This window comes from Mesorhizobium sp. M1312, assembly GCF_040318115.1.
Lineage (GTDB): Bacteria > Pseudomonadota > Alphaproteobacteria > Rhizobiales > Rhizobiaceae > Mesorhizobium.
Window position 1 is genome coordinate 23,828 of record NZ_JAMYLQ010000010.1, and the last position, 20,194, is coordinate 44,021.

Annotated in this window: 8 protein-coding genes and 10 pseudogenes; 8 read left to right on the top strand and 10 right to left on the bottom strand. The window is 59.3% G+C overall.

Annotation, left to right across the window (positions count from 1 at the left end):
- The first annotated feature begins 65 nt into the window (after positions 1 to 65).
- Positions 66 to 1,313: an ATP-grasp domain-containing protein gene (locus tag NKH36_RS13885; RefSeq protein ID WP_352962691.1), complete on the top strand. Its 1,248-nt coding sequence runs from the start codon at positions 66 to 68 to the stop codon at positions 1,311 to 1,313.
- A 180-nt stretch (positions 1,314 to 1,493) separates the two neighbouring features.
- Positions 1,494 to 2,990, top strand: coding sequence for a M81 family metallopeptidase (locus NKH36_RS13890; RefSeq protein WP_352962694.1), 1,497 nt, complete (start codon positions 1,494 to 1,496; stop codon positions 2,988 to 2,990).
- 579 nt (positions 2,991 to 3,569) lie between these two features.
- On the opposite strand, the gene NKH36_RS13895 is transcribed toward NKH36_RS13890, so the two are convergent.
- A complete protein-coding gene (locus tag NKH36_RS13895; RefSeq protein ID WP_352962697.1) occupies positions 3,570 to 4,082 on the bottom strand; it encodes a GNAT family N-acetyltransferase in 513 nt (170 codons plus the stop codon).
- Between the two features lie 547 nt (positions 4,083 to 4,629).
- A pseudogene (locus tag NKH36_RS13900) lies at positions 4,630 to 5,225 on the bottom strand (DDE-type integrase/transposase/recombinase); the annotation flags it as partial.
- A gap of 232 nt (positions 5,226 to 5,457) precedes the next feature.
- Between NKH36_RS13900 and NKH36_RS13905 the strand changes: the two are divergent.
- Positions 5,458 to 5,598 (top strand): annotated as a pseudogene (locus NKH36_RS13905) (IS110 family transposase); the annotation flags it as partial.
- A gap of 285 nt (positions 5,599 to 5,883) precedes the next feature.
- Here the strand turns inward: NKH36_RS13905 and NKH36_RS13910 are convergent.
- The 4 pseudogenes from NKH36_RS13910 to NKH36_RS13925 all read right to left on the bottom strand — a co-directional run.
- Positions 5,884 to 6,630 (bottom strand): annotated as a pseudogene (locus NKH36_RS13910) (reverse transcriptase domain-containing protein); the annotation flags it as partial.
- Positions 6,631 to 6,852: 222 nt separating this feature from the next.
- Positions 6,853 to 7,625: pseudogene (istB, locus tag NKH36_RS13915) on the bottom strand (IS21-like element helper ATPase IstB).
- A gap of 16 nt (positions 7,626 to 7,641) precedes the next feature.
- Positions 7,642 to 9,173: pseudogene (gene istA, locus NKH36_RS13920) on the bottom strand (IS21 family transposase).
- Positions 9,174 to 9,807: 634 nt separating this feature from the next.
- Positions 9,808 to 9,921, bottom strand: a pseudogene (locus NKH36_RS13925) (IS630 family transposase); the annotation flags it as partial.
- Between the two features lie 50 nt (positions 9,922 to 9,971).
- Between NKH36_RS13925 and NKH36_RS13930 the strand changes: the two are divergent.
- A pseudogene (locus NKH36_RS13930) lies at positions 9,972 to 10,951 on the top strand (IS110 family RNA-guided transposase).
- Positions 10,952 to 11,219: 268 nt separating this feature from the next.
- Here NKH36_RS13930 and NKH36_RS13935 read toward each other — a convergent pair.
- A pseudogene (locus tag NKH36_RS13935) lies at positions 11,220 to 11,363 on the bottom strand (IS630 family transposase); the annotation flags it as partial.
- Positions 11,364 to 11,891: 528 nt separating this feature from the next.
- On the opposite strand from NKH36_RS13935, the gene NKH36_RS13940 reads away from it, so the two are divergent.
- From NKH36_RS13940 to NKH36_RS13955, 4 genes and pseudogenes are all read left to right on the top strand, one after another.
- Positions 11,892 to 13,673 (top strand): aminotransferase class III-fold pyridoxal phosphate-dependent enzyme, encoded by a 1,782-nt coding sequence (locus NKH36_RS13940; protein WP_352962700.1) that lies wholly within the window; start codon positions 11,892 to 11,894, stop codon positions 13,671 to 13,673.
- Positions 13,674 to 13,815: 142 nt separating this feature from the next.
- Positions 13,816 to 14,259: pseudogene (locus tag NKH36_RS13945) on the top strand (GntR family transcriptional regulator); the annotation flags it as partial.
- Positions 14,260 to 14,338: 79 nt separating this feature from the next.
- Positions 14,339 to 14,698, top strand: a complete 360-nt coding sequence (locus tag NKH36_RS13950; protein ID WP_352962703.1) for a hypothetical protein — start codon at positions 14,339 to 14,341, stop codon at positions 14,696 to 14,698.
- Between the two features lie 230 nt (positions 14,699 to 14,928).
- Positions 14,929 to 15,396: pseudogene (locus NKH36_RS13955) on the top strand (enolase C-terminal domain-like protein); the annotation flags it as partial.
- 204 nt (positions 15,397 to 15,600) lie between these two features.
- On the opposite strand, the gene NKH36_RS13960 reads toward NKH36_RS13955, so the two are convergent.
- The 3 genes from NKH36_RS13960 to NKH36_RS13970 form a co-directional block, all read right to left on the bottom strand.
- Positions 15,601 to 16,107, bottom strand: coding sequence for a GNAT family N-acetyltransferase (locus NKH36_RS13960; RefSeq protein WP_352962706.1), 507 nt, complete (start codon positions 16,105 to 16,107; stop codon positions 15,601 to 15,603).
- 235 nt (positions 16,108 to 16,342) lie between these two features.
- Positions 16,343 to 17,950 carry a N,N-dimethylformamidase beta subunit family domain-containing protein gene (locus NKH36_RS13965; RefSeq protein ID WP_352962709.1) on the bottom strand — a complete coding sequence of 536 codons (1,608 nt, stop codon included), beginning with the start codon at positions 17,948 to 17,950 and terminating at the stop codon, positions 16,343 to 16,345.
- A gap of 772 nt (positions 17,951 to 18,722) precedes the next feature.
- On the bottom strand, positions 18,723 to 20,060 hold the full coding sequence (locus NKH36_RS13970; RefSeq protein WP_352962712.1) for an aspartate aminotransferase family protein: 1,338 nt from the start codon (positions 20,058 to 20,060) through the stop codon (positions 18,723 to 18,725).
- Positions 20,061 to 20,194: the final 134 nt, after the last annotated feature.

Sequence of the window (20,194 nt, forward strand, 5' to 3'; positions counted from 1 at the left end):
GAAAAAGATTTTGCCGATGTACGCTCGGACCGCCGCACAGCACGCAACGTCGGAGACAACGGCCAATGGCAAGAAGAGCGCTCATCCTGCTTGAAGGTTCAAGGTATAATGGTCCGCTTTACGTCCAAGCGGCTCGGCATCTTGGTCTTCATCCAATTGTCCTGTCGGCTGATCCAGCTCAATACGACTATCTTGGGGTCGAAGGAATTGAGGCAATCCGTGTCGATACAGCCGATCTCGATGCGCTGATCCGCGAATGCTCCCGGCTGCATGCAACCTATGACATTGCTGGCATTACGTCCGTCGGGGACTCGTTCTATGCGACAGTTGGCAAGCTCTGCCGCCATTTCGATCTGCCGGGACCAAACCCCACATCCATCGAACAATGCTGCGACAAATTCAAGCAACGTCAGCTTCTCGAGGAAGCCGGCGTTCCGATACCTGCCTATCGCTTGGCAACGAATGCGACGGACGTAGAAACCGCTGCCGAGGAGATCGGCCTGCCGGTGATTCTTAAACCAGCCGTAGGTGCCGGCAGCAAAGGTGTCCGATTATGCCGCAACGTCGATGAGTTAGCCGAACATACTGCGTATCTGTTGGGCGGCAAGCACATATGGCAGCCCCCGCCGAAAATACTGGTCGAAGAATTCGCACAAGGTCCCCATTATTGCTCTGATATAATGGGAAACGAGGTCATCGGTATTGCCTCCGCGTACTTCGGCCCCCAACCTCATTTCGTCTTTCGTGAATTCATCTATCCGGCCCCGCTGACTGATGACAAGCATGAGCGTATCGCCCATGTTTCGCTGAGTTGTTTGCGAGCTCTCGGCCTTGGCTGGGGGCCAACAGGCGTTGAATTCCGGTGGACGAAGCGTGGCCCAGTCGTCATTGAAGTCAATCCGCGGCTTCATGGCGCGCCCACTCCCCAACTGACTCAGCTGGCCTACGGTGTCGATCTCGTCACTGAGCACGTCAAGCTTGTCATCGGCGACGAATGGGATTTGCGCAGAAGCCATTCGCACACTGCGGCCGCGCGGTTCCTGGTTCCTGATCGCGAAGGTACCCTTGATTGGATCGGAGGCGACAGGCGGGCGGCTGCCATACCGGGTGTAGCCGAGGTCAAATTCTATGTTGAAGCCAAGATGCCAATCGTCAGGAAAGGCGATCTCCGAGACTGGATCGGGTATGTCATCGCCGCTTCCCCCAGCCGTGCTCAGACAGAGGCGATACTTCAGCGTGCCGTCGACTTAATCGATTGGTCGATTACACCATTTTCGACCCCCGGCGAACAGGAGCGGCCTGCGGCCCCTTAAGAACTCACGCACTTGTCCCCCGGCGCACCCTGTTCCGGGTCACCACCCGCCGGTCCATCCGCACCGTGAACTTGAAACCCCAGAATAAAACGCAGCAATACGTCGGCGCACGCTGCCCCAGTAGGTAGCCGCGAAGTCCCTGGCGATCAAACCCTGACATTCAGGAGACAATTTAATATTATGCGCATAGCAGTCGGACGCCTGTTTCATGAATCGCACGGATATGCACCTGCGACAGCGGCGGCAGATATCACGGTCGTTCGCGGCGAGACTTTGATCGAGGCGGCCAAGGGAAATGGCACGACGCTCGGCGGGATTGTCGACGCTTTGATTGGACGCGCTGATATTGAAATCCTTCCCGTTTCAGATTCGATGGTCGCCCCGAGCGGCGCCATCGATCACGGTTTCTACATTGAGCAACGCCAGTTCTGGGGCGAGGAACTCAAGAAGCTCGCGCCCGATGCGGTTGTGCTCGACCTGCATGGGTCGATGTCCACGACTGAGTTCGAAGACGCGGAAGGTGATTTCCTCTCCAACATTCGCGGCGCCGTCGGCGGAAACACAGTCATCGGAGTAGGCCTCGACCTTCATGCCAATATCACGCCACAGATGTTGAAGGCAGCCGACATCTGCATCGCCTGCAAGAACAATCCCCATGACGATTACTACGACAATGGCAAGAAGGTCATCAGGTTGGTTTTCGATGTCCTGGAAGGCCGTCTGCGCCCGGTCTATACCTTCGCGAAAACCCGAATGATTGCCCCAGGCAGGCTCGAAACTCATCTCAGCCCACTTAGGGAAATGCACGCACGTGCCCGTGCGCTCGAGGACTCAGAAGCGCCAGTGGTGGACCTTAGCATCTACAACGCTTATCGCTTTGCGGATCTAACGGACATGGGTCAGGCCACTGTGATACTGAGCAATGGGCCATATGCGCAAGCCAAGGCGATCGTGGAGGATTACGCGCAGGAGTTCTGGGATCTGCGCGAGTGCTTCAAGGATGAAACCGTGACGATCGCACAGGCCCTGGATGCCACTGCGAAGGACAAGAGCGGCATCACCAAGGCGCTTGCCGATCTTGGTGACCGGACGCTGGCCGGCGCGCCAGGCGACAGCACCTTGATCCTGCAGGCCGCACTGAAGCACACTGTGAAGCTCCAGGGCGCGATGACGGTCAATGATCCGGAAACCGTCGCTCAGGCACATGCAGCCGGCGTCGGCGCAAAAATTAAGATGCGTCTCGGCGGCAAGGTGACCCCGCTTTATCTGCCCTTCGAGGTCGAAGGCGTGGTTAGGCTTCTCAACAACATGGATATCAAACTCATCGGACCCAATTTTGCCAACGAATCCGCTGCCATGGGAAAGACGGCCCTCATCGAGATTTACAACCGTTTCCTTGTGATTGCCACTTCAAAGCCAGGGTTCATCGTTGATCGCGCCATTTTCGAATCCCACGGCGTCAATATCAGGGAGCAGGACTTTATCGTGATGAAGTCGCAGTTTCACTTCAATCGCAATTTCGAGGGCGTTGCAGCGACTATCTATGTTGCAAGCGCGGGCCTCTCCTATTTCTTCCCAGGTGCTTTTCCCAAAAAGCGCGCACGGGTCTGGCCGGACACCAATGTGGGCGACGCGCCCATTGTCGCGGCTCAAGTCGTGGAGCGTCTAACCATATAACACCGGCATTCTCGCCGTACGCGGGCCCCGCTTACCTTGGTCTTCTGCGACTCGCCTAGTTCCTAGAGACCAGCTCTACCTTTGTCGCGCAGGTCTCTTCCAGATCGACGCGCTGTAGCTGGCCCCGCCATGGGGGAACGGGCGCGTAACCTCGATCGCTGTTCGCGCACGAACCTGCCTCACAAGCTGCAGTTCTGAAATTGAAAGAAAGCGAACGTCGAGGCGGCGGTGCGGGTAGTCGAGCGGTGGCTGGTACCGACGAAGGACAGGTACAGCAACCCTTGTCGAGCTCCGCATCCGTGTTTCAGTTTCTCCGCCTTAAGAAAACTTTCGATCTCCCTGGTATCTCCGAGGTCATCAGATTTTCGATATGACGAAACTCAGCCGTTCTCGGAATTCTCCACAATCCTGACCTGTTGGCCCTCACAGCTATTGATCGATCGCTCAGTAAATGTCCGAGTTGCGTACGGCCTTTATAACGTTTCCTCTCAAGCATCTTGAGGGATCAGGACGACGACATTTGGGCTTGCGACCTGACCGGGACAACTTTGAGCCCGAAGCGCAGCAGTTTGCTGAGCATCACTGAGGCGGACGACGCAATTCCAAGAACTGATAGTTTATTCCATCAAAGACAACCGGCCCAAGGCAAGTAAAGCCCTGTCGGGTTCTCGCTCTGAGAGATCGTATGTTCGTCGGGCGTATGAAAGAGACCAAACGATCGATAGGTTGGGTTGCGAAGGCAAATTCGATCACTGGCTTAGCGCTTTCCGGCCCAATCCCCTGACCGCACCGGGCTCCGAACAAGTAGCATCCGACCTCAATCGCGGTGTCATCGAAGCGGCGCAGCCCGGACCGCCCCACGAAGCGCAAGTCGCCATTGTCCTCTCGTTCATAGACCGTCCAGAATCCATACCCGTAGGTTTCCCACTCATGAAGATAGAGGGACAGCCGCGCATCAGACATTTCCCGCGTTGGCGGAATTCCCCCCATCGTCGATTCGACTACTAGCGGATCACAGTGCAGGCGATGCATGGCATCGGCGTCCCAAGGACGTATCGGGCGCATGAATAAACGTTCTGTTTCCAGATTCATGTGAAATTCCATTCTTCGTTTCATCATAGGGGTTACTGGCGACATGAGTTCGGTCGGCAGCTCTCGCGGCCTCACACCGAAGGATTTCAAAACCCATGCCAACTTGGCTGATTGGACCGAGAAAAATATTGTGATTTCTTTTTAGCTATTTAGCCTTAAACACTTAGACAAGCCTTTGCCGCGAACGCGACAAACCCGACCCGAAGCCATCGCCATCGCCTCGATTCCGTTCGCATCAGGCCGTGAAGCGGCGCAGTACGTTGGCGGTGATGCGAGAGACGACGTCGTCGACGGGGAGCGCGGCCGGATAGGTAATGGAGCCCACTGAGAAAACCTGCCCGCCGCTCATATCTGCGCCCGTGTTGCCGGGGTTTGTGCCCTTGGCAAGGAGCGTGGTCCCCGCTGGCGAGCTCTTGGTCATTTCGTCCATCTCGTGACCGGACGCACCCCCGGTGCCCGGGTGGAAAGGGTGCGCTCGACCGAAGAGGTCGCCGTTTGCTATGGCCTCCTTGATGAGGGGAACGGCTGACCCTCCTGCACCAGGCGTGGTGAACTGGATGCCATTGCCGGTAAGCACGGTATGGATCTTGTAGGGGACGGCCGCGATCAGGCGCAGCAGAAAGTCTCTGGAGACGGCGGTGGTAGCCTTCTCGTGCAGTTCGACGAAGGCGAACTTCGAGGTGCGGTCGATAGCGACGAACATGTGCAGCTTGCCTTGCTCGTGCGTACCTCGGCAACGTCGATGTGGACGAAGCCGATCGGGTAGCTCCTGAACTTCTTCTTCGCCGGCCTGTCGCCCTCGACATCGGGCAGACGGCCAATGCCATGGCGCTGCAGGCAGCGGTGCAATGAAGATCGCGTCAGGTTCGGAATCGTCGGCTGCAGAGCATAGGGGCAGTGTCGAGCGGCAGCAGCGTGTGGCGCCGGAACGCGACGATGACCGCCTCCTCCTCGACCGAAAGAACCGTCGACCGCGGCTCTTTCGGCCCCGTCGGAAGGTCAGCCGTTGAGGTCCGCTCCCGCCACTTCGCGACCGTCTTCTGGTTGATCCGTAGCGCTTGGCCAGGGCTCTCAGGCTCTCTTAATGCTCGCTCGACGGACCGCCTCTGTCGTCGTGGCGCTCCCATGAAGAACCTGGCCCATAGCGCATTCTTTGATTCGGAAGGTAAGGATGCCCCATCAAAGATCCCATGACCGGTGGTGGATAGCGACCTGCGCTCTGGCAGAGTGGGGTTGCTGACCCACACCTCTGTGGAGGCCAATCATGCGTGTTGTAGCCGATCGATCTGCGGCGCGCCTGCCGCTATCCGCACCGATCTTGGCGCGATCTTCGTTTCTTTGGAACCAGTAAATCGACCTGGTTGATCACTTCGGGTTCCACGAACGCGTGATGCGCAATCAGGGGCGCCTCAAAAAGACAACCATCGTCGCCCTTGCAAGGAAGCTGCTCGTGGCGCTGTGGAAATACGTGACCGCGGGCGTCGTCATCGAAGGTGCCGTCATGAAGGCCGTCTGACGAGATCACACTCATCCCTCGAGGCCTGATCAGTCTCGGCGGATCCACGAGGCGAACCGAGATCAGCTGGCTAGAATGCCGTATCAAAGACGGGTCTCGCCTTCAGGGCCCCTGCCGCCGCAAGCGGGATATTGGTGCAGCCGTCTCAAGCGGCGACCGTATGTGAGTTTGATTAGGCTCGATTGACCAAGCCGTGTCACGCAATCGGGCCCAGCTCTGGATTCCGCCACCAATTGGAGCAACACGATGCCGCCCTAACACACCTCTTGACCTCGGCATCACATGTGTGTTCGCCACGCGTCGCGGCCGGATACCCGAGGAAGTCGAACACGACATTCGGGTATTCCCCCCTGCGCCTTTGGTCTTTGCAATAGACGATCTTGGTCTTTGTCGGATGCATTTGAAGCCCGCATGCTGCCAGTCGAGCACGAAGCTCCGCCTGGAGGGCTTCTGCCTGCTGCTCGTTCCGGCAATACACATGACCATCGTCCGCATATCGACACCATGGAAGGTCAGGATGCGTCCGGGTCATCCACAGATCAAATGCATAGTGCATGAAGAGATTCGACAAGATCGGGCTGACAACGCCACCTTGCGGGGTACCGCGTGTGCGCTCGACGACTTCCCCGTTCTTCTCCATCGGCGCAGAGCCCACTTGCACGTGACGTGCTTTCCTGACCGCCTTCAGCAGGAGATCGTGCGGAAGATTGTCAAACAGCCCTTTGACGTCGAATTCCAGAACCCAGTCATGTTTCCAGCATCGCTGACGCGTGACGCCAACTGCATCCAGAGCCGATTTCCCGGCCTGTAGCCGTAGGAGTCTGGAAGAAAGAGGGTATCCAAATCCGGCTCAACCATCTGCTCGACCACCATCTGTGCGATCCGATCGCTGACGGTGGGCACACCCAAAATCCTTTCGCCCCCACTCTTCTTCGGAATGGAGACAGCGCGAACCGGCGGCGGGAAATACGTCCCTGAGGACATCCGATTCCAGACCTTGTAGAGGTTTCCTGCAAGGTCCTTCTCGAACAGGCTTGTCTGTCGTATCTTCCGTCCTGTTTCCAGTTGTTCCAAACAATACGACCACCTGATCCGGCCCCTTTGCTCCGGCCCCATTACAGGGCTTTCAACGCTCATACGGGCCGGTCTGCGCATTTCGCAAAAGGCGGACAGGGGTTCCGCTAATTCCCGGACAGTGGTTTCGCTAATGTCGGGACAGTTTGGCGGCGACGGTCCTCGGGTGCCTTGTTGCGTTCATGGATGATTGATTTCGCCGTTTTCGGTGCCGGTCAAGAGGGGCGCGGCCCCTTTCTTTCGCATGCTGTCGCCCTGGGGCACTATGCGGTGGGCGTTGTGCACGATCCGGTCGAGAATGGCGTCGGCGACGGGTCTGCGATCAGTTCATGCCATCTGGCCACCGGTACCTGGGCGGTGATTAGGGTGGATTTGCGGCGATAGCGTTCCTCGACGATTTCGAACAGATGGAAGCGCTGGTGATCGGTGAGGCTGTGGGTTCCGAAGTCATCGAGGATGAGCAGTTGCGCGCGGGTGAGTTTGTCGATGACGCGTGGGAAGCGGCCATCGAGACGGGCGAGCGCCAGACGCTCGAACAGGCGCGGCACGCGCACATACAGCACGGAATGATCGAGCCGTGCCGCTTGCCGGCCGAAGGCGCAGGCCAACCACGACTTGCCGGTGCCGGTCTGGCCGGTGACGATCAGGTTGTCATGCGCCTTCAGCCATTCGCCCTGGGCGAGCGTCATGGTGCTGCGCCGGTCGAGCCCGCGCGGCGCGGCAAAGTTGATGTCCTCGACGCAGGCTTCGGGAAAGCGCAGCTTGGCTGAGGCGAGCCGGTTCCTGACGCGCTTGTCGGCCCGTATGGCGACCTCGCGGTCGAGCATCAGGCCGAGCCACTCGTCACGGCTGAGCTCGTTGGCGTTGTTCCGTTCGGCCAGTTCGCTGCAGGCGGCAGCCATGCCGGCCAGACCGAGGGCCTGCATCTGGTCGAGGGTGGGGTTCGTCAGCATTCTTTCTTCCTTTCCTTCACTGGTAATAGGTGGAGCCGCGGATGTTGGCGTGCTGGGGTGCCGGCTTTGCCGGTTCTGCGGAGCTGGCTCGGCCGAGGCCGGCTTTGAGGATCGCGGTGACGGAGGAGTAGGCGATCGCGTTGATCAGCAGCGCCCGCTCGCAGGCGGCATCGAGACGCTCCGGCCATAGCGCGGCGCCAGCGATAGGATGCCCATGGCCGAGCGGTATCCCTGCTCCGGATGTGGCCGGTCGCGCATCATGCGCTCGTGGTGGCGTTGCGGCCGATCCTGGCCGCCCGGCTGATCAGGCTGGCCGGCGTGGTGTTGGCGTAGCGCTGGTGGGCCTTGGGCATGTGTTCGTTGACGGTGACATGGCCGGAACGCTGCGAGCGGCGGACATGGCTGGCGACACGCTGGTGATCGTGGAAGATCTCGACCACTCGATGAGTGAGCCGCACCTCGACGGTGCGCCCGATCAGCCGGTGCGGCACCGAGTAGAAGGTCTTGTCGACCTCGACATGGTAGTCAGGATGGACCTTCGCCGACTTCCACTCGGCGTATTCGAAGGGTGCCGCCGGCAGCGGCTTCAAGGCAGCCCGCTCGCTCTCCTCGAACAGTTCGCGGCGGCTTTGGCCGACATGGCGCATCGGCCGATTGTTCAGCTCCTCGAGCAGTTCGGCGATCGCCGCGTTGAGCTCGGCGATCGAGAAGAAGGACCGATTCCTGAGCCGTGCCAGAATCCAACGCTCGACGATCAGCACCGCGCCCTCGACCTTGCCCTTGTCGCGCGGCTTGCGGCTGCGGGCCGGCAGGATGGTGGTGTCGTAATGCTCGGCCATAGCGGCATAGGTCGCGTTCAGCATCGGCTCGAACCACAGCGCCTTGACGACACCGGCCTTCAAATTGTCGCAGACGATCGCCTTGGTGATCCCGCCGAAGAAGGCGAGCGCTCGCACCTGGCCCTCGATCCAGTCCGGCAGCTTTTGGCTGGAGCTGGCAAAGGAGATTGGAGGCGCCCAGCACCGCGACAAAAATCTGCGCCGGGTAAAATGGCGCCGGTCGCCGGATCGATCGCCGGCACCGTCTGCCCAGCACAGTCCGTCTGCATCACCGCGCCCACCGCATGCCGGTTGCGGAATGTCGCGCTCGTCCGGCGCTCGAAAGCGGCGAAGTGCTCGCAGAACCAGGTGTAGCCGTAGCCGTCGGGATGGGCGGCGCCATACTCCTGGACAGGAGCGTCAGCGTCACCCCCTTGCGCTTCAACTCCCTGGCGATCAGCGCAAAGTCCGGTTCGCTCAGGTCTTGCAGCGGACGACCGGCACGGCCGAACAGTAGCCGCTCAAGCGTCGCGTCGTCCTGGCCCGGCGGCAGCGGCCAGCATGACAGCCCGGCCTCCGCGCCCGCAGCAAATAGGTCGATACTGTCGTCTTACTGATCTTCAGCCATTCCGACACCTCACGCACCGAAAGACCCTGCTCAAGGGTTCAAGCGCAAGATCGCTTGGATATCCCTCACGCTCGTTCGTCTCGCTTGCTTCCGTCTCGGCATGGCCCCTCTCAACATCATCGTGAGAGGCCGAACTGCCAGAACGGCGCAGCCGAGAACCGACCGCTAAATCCGCTCCCGAAAACTGTCCGGGATTTAGCGGAATCGCTGTCCGCGAATTACTGAAATCACTGTCCGGGATTTAGCGAAAAGGGTGTCCAGGAATTACCGAAACACGCACCGGTCCGCCCCAGTCTCCTGCATCGGTACTCTCGCCTTGCGGTTTGGCCCGCTTGAGCTTCTCCCTTTGCATCAGGAGCCTGGTTCCTGCAGTTCCGCGCGAATGCCTGTGTCCGACTCACGCCCCATCAACGCCGGTCGCCGCCCGCCCAGTCATCAGGTACCAGGCGGGCTTGTCCCAGGATGACGAGACGGTCCTGGTTTCGGCGACACTTACGTTCATAACGACGCGTCTTCGAAGGGTTCACTTTCGTTCGTCTTTCGGACACCCACCTGCTCGGATCTCGTCCGAACTTTTCATCCAACGCTCACCACCACGGCTCTTTACCGCAGCAGCTTGGACTGGTTTGAGACCTGATCCTGAAAGCCCATCCCGGAGGGCCGTCCCCCATCATTCACGCAGCTTTACGCTACGGGTCTTAGTTCATGTTGAACTCCTTCCGCTGCTCTGCAGTACACTCTCATCGATGAACACGAGCTTCGCCGGATCGAGATCGAGCTGGCCGTCGAACCAGTCCCGGCGCCGCTTCAGGATGTCGGGGCGATCCTGCTCCAGTCCGTGCGCGGACTTATAGAATGGCCCGCCCTTTTCCCCCAGCATCCAGAAAGAGGAACGAGCCAATGTCTATTGTGATCCTCGGGGTTGATCTGGGCGAGAACTCTTGCAGCATAGTTGGCGTCGATGCGGTCGGTGCGGTGGTCGTTCGTCGAACAATGCGCCGGCAGACGCTGATCGACTATGTTACGAAGCTTCCGGCCTGTGTGGTCGCAATGGAAGCGTGCTGCGGCGCGCATCATCTGGGGCGCCTGTTTGCGGCGCAAGGTCACCAGATCCGGTTGCTGTCACCGGAATACGTTCGCCCATATATCAAGGCGCAGAAGAACGATGGCCGCGATGCCGAGGGGATCGCCGAGGCCGCCTCACGACCGACAATGCGCCAGACGCTGCATCGAGTGCGTTCGCGCCTCGTAGCCGAACGAACCAACCTCCTCAACCAGTTGCGAGCGATCTTGCTGGAACGTGGGGTGATCTACCCGGCTGGCAGGCGAAAGTTCGAGCTTGATTTGGATGGCATGCTTGCCGAGGGCAATGAGACCTTGTCGCCCCGCATACGTCAGCTGATTGACGGGCTGCGAGCCGAATAGAAGGAGCTCGACGCGAAGATTGGGGCGCTGAACGACGAGTTTGTCCAACTGGCGCGCAACGATGCCGCCACACGCAGGTTGACCTCGATCCCCGGCATTGGGGTGCCCAACGCGACGGCTTGGTGGCGGCAGTAGGTAATGCAAGCAACTTTGCCAAGGCCCGAGACCTTGGCTCCTGGCTCGGGTTGGTTCCGAGACAATGCAGAACGGGCGGCAAGTCTCGGCTGCTTGGGATATCCAAGCTCGGCAACACCGATCTGCGCACTTTGCTCATCCATGGCAGCCGCGCGGCATTGCCATCGCTTTCAAAGAGCGACACGCCTAGGGACGATGGCTGAAGGCAATGATCGAGAGAGGTGTGCATAGCCGTGGTAGTGGCTTTGGCCAGCAAGCTGGCGCGTATCGCCTGGGCCGCTTTACACAGGAGACACGCTTTGAACCCGGCTACTTGGTAGGCGGCAGAATCGGGTCGCCTACGTGCCAATCGCGCACGTAGTCCAATGAGGTTTGCAGGAAGGATCGTGAGGATGGCCTGACAGTTGACCGGCGTTTGGAAAGCCCGATCAAAAAAATGGCACGTGGTGCCGACGGACTTATTGGGCTCTGAACGCGCGGATATCCATCTTGGCCATGGGGCTAACCCATGAGACCGTATACGTTGACGCAGACTGATCAGAACACCGTAAAATCCTCTTGCAGACGGGCGGGCCATACGTTTTTTTTGAATGTCCAGCCGTGACCGCGAAGCCAGGCGCTCAAGGCGCTGCGGCTGATCCGCACCGACTGCTCGGCGATGAGCCGCTCCACCATTTCGTTCAGCGTGATGTCCTTGCGCTCCTCGATCAGCCCGACGATGAAGGCTTCATGGGGACGGGCATTCGCTTCTCGCCGAGGTCGGACGCTTACAGGCAATCGCCTCCTCCTGTGCAATCAGTGTGTGCGGCCGAGGATCTCCGGATCGGCGCTCTTCTTCTCGAGGAGCTCAGATATTTCTGCAATATAACCTTAAAACAAACTTAAAGAATATTTATGCACCTAGCTCCCTGTAGACTGTATGGTGCCTCTCGTCCTTGGACTATCTGGCGGCAACGGGATTGAGGCGATCCGTGTCAACAAACAAAGACGATGAGCTCGATGTCTTGGTGGTCGGGCCGGCCACGACCCATCCGCGCTCGCCAGAAGGAGCGCTCCGCCGTCGCCAAATCACGGTGCCCAGCGAGCTAGAACTTGCCCCTCTCGGCGGGTTCGAGAGCGCCGCCCAGCAGCTCGCCAGTCGTGCCGTCGGCGCCCATAATCAGCCGGCGTTCTTGCGTGCCCTCAGGCTGACCGCGGGCGGGGGATTCTCGCTTGCGGGATTCGCAAGCGTCCTCGCCTTGGGCGTTCGGGGAACAACTCGTGGGCGTCGTAACAAGTGCACGGGCCGTGCGTGCGGAGGCGGTTGTCTATCTTCCTTGGGCGGCTTTCGCGGCACCGAGCGGCGTGCTGGTCTTCCAGATGAACGGGGTCTTCATCGGCGCCAATTGGTCGCGCGACATGCGCAACGTGATGCTCATATCTTTCGCGGTCTTTATCGCCGCGTTGTTCGCCTTCGGACAGATGTTCGGCAAGCAGGGGCTCTGGGCCGCCTTTCACATTTTTCTGCTCGTGCGGGGGGTAAGCCTGCTGTCGATCATGGGTCGCGGTGTTCGCACCGCCCTTCGTGGAATGATCGTCGATTGGCTAACTCTCCAGTCAGGGCTAAAGGGGAGCAACTGCTTGGAGCGAGTGTGTAAAGCAGCGGATTGGCTGGTGCTGCACAGGGCCGTCAGCATTCTCATGCAGCTTTTAAACTCGGGTGAAATGGAAGGGTCAACGATGCAGCAGTCCGCTGAAACCAGGCTTACGATCGACGACGCTGTTACGCATGAGCAGCGCGTCTATGAGAGCTCAAACCCGACGAGCAGACAGAAATTTGAGGCCGCCAAAGAGGTCTTGCCTGGCGGCAACACTCGCGGTTCGCTGTATTTCGATCCCTTCCCGCTCTTCTTCGAATCTGCACGATCCAGCAAGGTGATCGATGCGGACGGCCACGAATATTCGGATTTCGGAAATGACCTGACCGCCGCCTTCTTCGGCCATTCGAATGAAGCGATCGTGTCAGCGCTCAAGGCGGGGCTGGACAACGGAGTGAGTTATGGGGGCACACACGATCATGAGGTGGCGTTTGCCCGCGAGATCTGCCGTCGCTTTCTATCTATCGAGAGGGTCCGCTTCCTGACGTCGGGGACGGAAGCAAATCTAGCGGCCATTCAACTTGCCAAGGCCGGAACAGGACGACGATTGGTGCTGGGCTTCTTCGGCGGCTACCACGGCAATATCTTGAACTGGCTTGAGCCCGAGAGTGAGATGAATGTCGATCGTGCGGACGTCCGCCTCGCGCGATTCAATCACATCGACACCGTCGAGCAGATCGTCCGGAAGGAGGGCAAGGACATCGCGGCCATTCTTGTCGAGCCGATCATGGGCAGCGCTGGCGGCTTTATGGCCGACACGGCTTTCCTGAGCCGACTGCGTTCGATTTGCGATGAGTTCGGCGCGATGCTGATATTTGACGAGGTGCAAACCGCAAGGTTCGCCGTCGGCGGTTATCAATCGGTAATCGGTGTCTATCCAGACCTGACCACGCTCGGCAAGTTCTTCGGCGGCGGTCTCAACTTCGGGGCTTTGTGCGGGCCCGCGCGACATATGGACAGGCTGGGACCCGGTCATGAAAGAACGCTCTCGTACGGCGGCACTTTTAGCAACAACGTTCTGACCATGATCGCGGGGCATGCTGCTCTGAAAAAGGTCTTTGTTCAGGAAAACGTCGACCGGTTGAATGCCCGCTCCAACGAACTGCGGTTTGCTTTACTACGTCAAGCGAATAGCCGAGGAGTGCCACTGCAATTAGGCAGTTTTGGTTCCCTCATCTCGACACATTTCCAAGCGGACATGCCGCGCGGCCCTGAGGACGTCAAGACCCCGCCGATCTTTCGAAAGCTGTTACAGCTTTTCATGATCAACAACGGCATCTTTATCACGAGGCGTGGCCAGTTTACCGTATCCATGGCCAATACCGACGACGAGTTCTCGGCGTTGGAGAATGCTTTTGCCATCTTTTTGGACCGATATGGCGAACTGACCGATCACTTCGACTGACGGCCCGCACGCCAATATCGAGGCGGCTGTCAGCCGGTCAAGGCGAGGACATTGGTGTGAATGCGCGAACAATTCTGCCTTTTAGTCATGTCTCGTAAAAGATCAGGTCGAACATCCACAGACGACGACCCTATCCGACCGGGTATACGGCGTGGTGCGTGAAAGCCTCAGATGTGGCGTGTATAAGGCCGGCGAGAAGATCACGCATCGCTCCATAGACTCTCAGCTGGGGGTCAGCGTGACGCCCGTCCGTGATTCGATCACGCGCCTCGTGTCCGAGAAAAGCCTGTCAATGCCAGGTCCAAAGACCATTATCGCCCCAAGCCTCGGGCAGTCAGATTTGGAGGAAATCACGAAGATCCGCGTCAACCTTGAAGGATGGGCAGCGCAACTTGCGGCGGAAAATGCCTCGGCGACCTTCATTCGCGAGTTGGAGCATCATCATCGGGTCTATTGCACGCATCGGAGGTCTCACGACACCAAAGCGAAGATTGCGGCAAACGCCAAGTTCCATTTCGCTCTATATGCCCAATCGGAAAGCGCCCAGGCTCTGGCGATCATCGACAATCTTTGGGTGACGATCGGCCCCACGTTGGGTCTTCTCGCAAATCGGAGATTCGAAGGCAACGACGGCGAGAGATTTCACGACGCCGATCGACGTCGGCATGGAGCTCACGAGGTACGTGTCGAGCCAGTCGATCAACGCGGCGCTCGACGTCCTCGTTGTGAAGATCGAAACCGATGGCGGTCTCGTCGGCTGGGGCGAAGTTTCCTCAGCGCCCCTTACTATCTGCCGGAACTCTCGACAGGCGCCCGCGAGGGCATCCGAAATTTCCCCGGTGATGCTGGGGCGCGATCCGCGACAGGTCGCGGCCATCCTGAGGGACGTGTCCGCAGCCCTCAGAGGGCATGGCAACGCCAAGACAGCGCTGGAGATGGTGCGTGGGATCTCGCGGCGAAGGCACACGGCCTGCCGCTCATCGACCTATGGGGCGGACGTGTATCGGATTCCGTGCCGGTGCTAACCGTGATCCAATCGGAACACGCGACCGGACGCTTGCCGCCTTCCACAACGAGCGTAAGAGGGGGATACTCGCGCTCCAGATCAAAGTCGGGGCAGGCGAGGTACATGAAGATATCGAGACCATCCGGATGGTTGAAGAGATGGCGCTCCTCATGGTCGCATCTGGTACGACCCAACCGCGGCTGGCTCGTCGATGACGCGATCCGCGTGATCAAGGCGCTGCGCGAAACCGATGATCGAGAATCCCTGCGACACCTACGAGGAGTGCCGGACGGTCGCCCAGCGCACCGGTGTGCGGACCATGCTCGACAAGGTGCTCGACAGACCGCGGCGCTTCCTCGAGGCGGTCGAGAACCGGTTCTTGACGTCGCCTCGCTGAAGACCTCCTGCATCGACGGCATCGAGGCCACCCGGCAGGCGATGTCGCTTGCCAGAATCCTCGGCGTGCCTGTCCGGATCGAGGACTACTATGGGTCGGGAATCCTGCTCGCTGCAGTGAGGCACCGGGCACACACGCTGCCACGCAATCTCGTCTTCGGCCTGTATGACTACGCCAACGAGGACCTTCCCCTCGTGAAGAACCCGCTTCGTGTCATCAACGGAGAAATCCGGCTTCCCAACTACTGCGGACCGGGGCTTGGCGTCGAAGTGGACGAGGCGATCCTTGGTGATCCCGTCGCAGTCCTGGGGCCAGCCTGACTGCGAGGCATCACGGGACGGCTGTCGGGAGGGGATCATCCGGCAGCTGTCCAATCCGATTCCGGGAGTCATTCATGATCCTACTGTCGATACCAGTTCAAAACCCCCCAGAAGCATCTTGGGGAGATGAGGACGACAACATTTTGGCTTGGCGGCCTGATACTTACAACTTTGAGCCCGAAGTGCAGCAGTTTGCTGAGAGCATCACTGAGGCGGACGGCGTAATTCAAAGACCTCATAGTTCGTTCCATCAACCGGCCCAAGGCAGGTAAAGCCCAGTTTGGTTGTCACTCTCTGAGATCGTATATTCGTCGGGCGTATCAAAGAGACCAACCGATCGACAGGTTGGGTTGCGAAGGCAAATTCGATCACGGGGCGTAGGCTTTCCGGCGCAATCCCTTGACCGCACCGGTTTCCGAACAAGGCATATCCGATTTCGATGTCGTTGTCATCGACGCGGCGCAGCCCGGACCGCCCCACGAAGCGCAAGTCGCCATTGTCCTCTCGTTCATAGACCATCCAGAATCCATACCCGTAGGTTTCCCACTCATGAAGATAGAGGGACAGCCGCGCATCAGACATTTCCCGCGTTGGCGGAATTCCCCCCATCGTCGATTCGACTACTAGCGGATCACAGTGCAGGCGATGCATGGCATCGGCGTCCCAAGGACGTATCGGGCGCATGAATAAACGTTCTGTTTCCAGATTCATGTGAAATTCCATTCTTCGTTCCATCATAGGGGTTACCGGCGACATGAGTTCGGTCGGCAGCTCTCGCGGCCTCACACCGAAGGGTTTCAAAACCCATGCCAACTTGGCTGATTGGACCGAGAAAAATATTGTGATTTCTTTTTAGCTATTTAGCCTTAAACACTTAGACAAGCCTTTGCCGCGAACGCGACAAACCCGACCCGAAGCCATCGCCATCGCCTCGATTCCGTTCGCATCAGGCCGTGAAGCGGCGCAGTACGTTGGCGGTGATGCGAGAGACGGCGTCGTCGACGGGGAGCGCGGCCGGATAGGTAATGGATCCCACTGAGAAGACCTGTCCGCCGCTCGCTGTCTGATGGTAGACCATATCTGCGCCCGCGTTGCCGGGGTTTGTGCCCTTGGCAAGGAGCGTGGTCCCCGCTGGCGAGCTCTTGGTCATTTCGTCCATCTCGTGACCGGACGCACCCCCCGGTGCCCGGGTGGAAAGGGTGCGCTGGCCGAAAAGGGCGCCGTCGGCCAGCCCGGTGCCCTCAAAGACCCAGTGCGCTGCGTTCATGACTCGATACGGCGCGCCGGTGAGGAAGGCGTCCAGACACGTCCTGACGCCCAGCAAGCTCTCCTCCCGGATTTGACTGACGCCGAAGAACCGACTCGACTGTGCGTCTTTGGTCTCGAACGTCCGGCTATCGCCGTTCCGCACGATCATCGTGTGCTCGTCTGTGAGTTCGACCTCACACTCGACACCGTTGCCTCCGAGATAGACGAGGCGGCCGCCGCGTTCGGTGACCCAAGCCAGCACCCGATCGTACATCTTTCTGGACCAGTATTCCGGATGCGTGTTGAGCACGAGAACACGGTAAGCGTCGAGGTCGAGCACACCAGTGTGCAGTTGCACGTCGGAATACGTGTCGGCGGCGAAGCCCTCGCGCTCCAGCCAACCCAGCAGCCGCCACTCAGCGGCACCAAGCCCGCTCGAGTCACGTCCCACGATCGGATCGGTGATGTGTGCATCGACGGGCACGATGTTGGCCGGCTCCGGTCGATCAAACGACAGGGGCGGGTAGTCGTTCACAATCCATTCGCGAGCGATCGTCCCGAACGCGGCGTCGTCGTAGCCGCCGGTCGTCTTTTCCTTCATTGGGCTGTGGTACCGCACGAGGTCCTGGCGCCGGTTGACCGACGGGCGAGCGGGTAGTGCGACGGGGTGCATGTAGTTGCTGCGGCCGCCGAAATGGTTGTAGGCGTTCCAGGTCAATGACGACGTCAGTACTGCAATCGGTGCGGTGGGGACGGCGGGCGCGACGACGAGCGGGAACGTTGTTGTCTCGCCTGATCCCGTGTGCACATGAAAGAAATACAGGCCTGACTCCGACGGCGCGGTGGTGCGCATCGGGTCGCGCCAGCCGACGCCGGTTCGCACGTAGTCGCCGTCCGGGACGATATTGCGGGATGAGTCAAGGAAGTGGCGACCGTAGCCGAGCTCCCGGACGAGCTGCTTCTCCCAACCGTATCGCCACAGTTCGACACGGTATTCGGACCGGGAGTGCACTCGCACCTCGACCTCTTCGCCCGCGCGAACCCACTTTGGCCACGCGTAGCCGAGAACAGTGTCCCGCAGTAATCGAAGCTGGACCGGACGGTCGGGTGCTACGTCGATCTCGCTGTGTTTGCTGCCGTATCCAGGACAGCTCAGGTACACCGTGTAACGCCCAGGCGGGACGTCCGCGTGGACGGCGCCAGACGCTCGCGATCGCGTCGCGACCGACTCACCGGCGCCGACTAGTTCCACAGTTACGTCACTGAGCGCGACGAAATTCTCGTCGCTCACGTACGAGATCAGCATTTTTGTCATCCCTTGGATTCAAGCACGGCCATCACCCGCTAAGCAGCCAGATGGTTCACCAGGAGTAGATATCACATGTAGAGAATTTTACAATCACAAATTATCACTTATGTGCTGATAACAAATAGAAACTGCATCACGAGTTCATGGATACTGTAGAGCGGTCGGCGAATGCGCTCAACGGTCGCCAGGCTGGTCCCCTCTGCCCGGCCAGTTGGCGGCCGATTATCCAGGGACGAAACGCGGGGTGCGGTAATGTCTGCGCAGGCGGAGGCGTGGAAGTGAGGGTAACCGCTCGCTGCGCGTGGCCGCGCATGACGATCCGGGAGCTATGCACTGCGGTGGAAGGCGCCGCGAATTGGCTCAAGCCGTTCGTTGAGAAGCTTGGTCACAAGAAGCGGCGGCAGCCCGGACTACATTTCGGGGCTCATACCATCCCGTTTGGCTCGGGCCGCAATACGCGTCGATGCTTGGCAAACACGCCAATTGCTAGACACTCAAAGAGCAGTTCGAAGCAATCGCACCTGAAATCCGTCATGAGGTAAGGAAGTGCGTTCGCTTAAACATTTGCAACACAACCGTCTACCGTTCCCTCGGCACCGTCCTTCTTGATTTGGCGGCAGGTATCACGCACGCTTCGTTCCCCGCAAGACTGGACATTCGAAGGTGCCACCTAAAGGCTATAATTCAACCGGACGAGGTGATCCGCCATGTGCCGTCGAACAAGTTCGACTGAGGCACGGCCCGTATGTGATATGCCGGCAACTCCGGGTCAAAGAGTGGATTCAACTGCGAGATAACGCTCGAAGACCAGAGCGACTTTTTCCAAGTCGCCCTCAGACATCGCTGTGGAAAGACATGCGGTTCCGGCTGCGGGAAAAATGATGCCCTCGCCGGCAAAGAAACGGCCCATCGCTCTGATCGATGCCGCTTCGCCAGGCTGCGTATATGCCTCACGATAGTCGCGCGGCATTCGACGTTTAGGATGAATCCGGAAGAGTGAAGCCGCGCCAGTGACGACATAAGGAGCCTGGCGCATCTCGATGGACGCGGTGAGCTTTCCGCGGAGCCAGTCTCCCATGCGTTCGAGGCGCTCGAATGCAGCTTCTGTCAAATTCTCCATGCTGACCCGGCCTGCAACCATGGAAACCGGATTGGCGGAGAAAGTACCTCCCTGCTGCACCTTGGCCGGGCCGCTGGAGCCATCGAACACTTCCATCACGTGGCGCGATCCGCCGATGGCACCTATAGGAAATCCGCCGCCTATGATTTTGCCGGCGACAAGGAGGTCGGGCTGGATGCCATAGCGGACGGAAGCCCCCCGATAGCCTTGGCGAAGGTTCAGAACTTCGTCGCTGACGACAAGAATGCCGTACCGGCGAGCGGTCGTAACGACGGCCTCGATAAAGTCGGCCTCCGGCGTTATCAGACCGCCTCGGCTTGGCATCGGATCGAGGAGGATGCACGCAAGACGGCGCGCGGAGGCCGCGATCTGCTCGCGGGCGCCACGGGCGTCGTTGAAACGAAGAACAATAACGTCTTCCGCCACTGTCTCGGGCGTACCCGTATACGACGGCAAGGCTATAGGAGCGCTGGCTAGACCCCATGTGGCGGGGGTCCCCACCTGGCCGGCCTCGGCCCAGTCGTAGGCACCATGATAGGCGCCTTCAATCTTTGCAATTGCGGGACGTCCGGTGAACGCGCGGGCCGCCTTGATCGCGAACATCACGGCTTCAGTACCGGTGTTGACGAAACGGATCTGTTCGATCGCCGGAATACGGCCGACCAACAGCTCTGCAAGGTCAATTTCGTGGGCGGTGGGGTTGGCGAAGCAAGTCCCGTCGTGAAGCTGACGCGCGACGGCCTCAGTTACGGGCCCAAATCCGTGTCCGTGAATGAGGGTGGTGAAATTGTTGTGCAGGTCCAGGAAACGTTGTCCATCGACATCGATGAGATATGCACCCTCACCCTTCACGACGTATCGCGGCATGGGGTCTCTTTCGACGGTCGCGCGCGTCGTGCCGTCTGGAAACACTTTTCGGGCACGTGAAAATAGTTCATGGGAACGTATCCCGAGCTGCTTCGGGGCCGACACAGATTCCTTCCTCATGTTTATTCTCTTACCTCTAAAGGCTCGCGAAGCCATAATTTACATTGATACATTAGTCGTCACCTCTCCGTTGCCACGGAATTGGTCGGCTCACCAGAGTTCGACATAGAAATCAGACGCTCCATTGCCGGGCT

Excerpts from the sequence above, each read along its gene's own strand:
- NKH36_RS13950 (WP_352962703.1), top strand. The coding sequence starts at position 14,339 with ATGGAGCTCACGAGGTACGTGTCGAGCCAGTCGATCAACGCGGCGCTC.
- NKH36_RS13885 (WP_352962691.1), top strand. The coding sequence starts at position 66 with ATGGCAAGAAGAGCGCTCATCCTGCTTGAAGGTTCAAGGTATAATGGT.
- NKH36_RS13965 (WP_352962709.1), bottom strand. The coding sequence starts at position 17,950 with ATGCTGATCTCGTACGTGAGCGACGAGAATTTCGTCGCGCTCAGTGAC.
- NKH36_RS13960 (WP_352962706.1), bottom strand. The coding sequence starts at position 16,107 with ATGAATCTGGAAACAGAACGTTTATTCATGCGCCCGATACGTCCTTGG.
- NKH36_RS13890 (WP_352962694.1), top strand. The coding sequence starts at position 1,494 with ATGCGCATAGCAGTCGGACGCCTGTTTCATGAATCGCACGGATATGCA.
- NKH36_RS13895 (WP_352962697.1), bottom strand. The coding sequence starts at position 4,082 with ATGAATCTGGAAACAGAACGTTTATTCATGCGCCCGATACGTCCTTGG.
- NKH36_RS13970 (WP_352962712.1), bottom strand. The coding sequence starts at position 20,060 with ATGAGGAAGGAATCTGTGTCGGCCCCGAAGCAGCTCGGGATACGTTCC.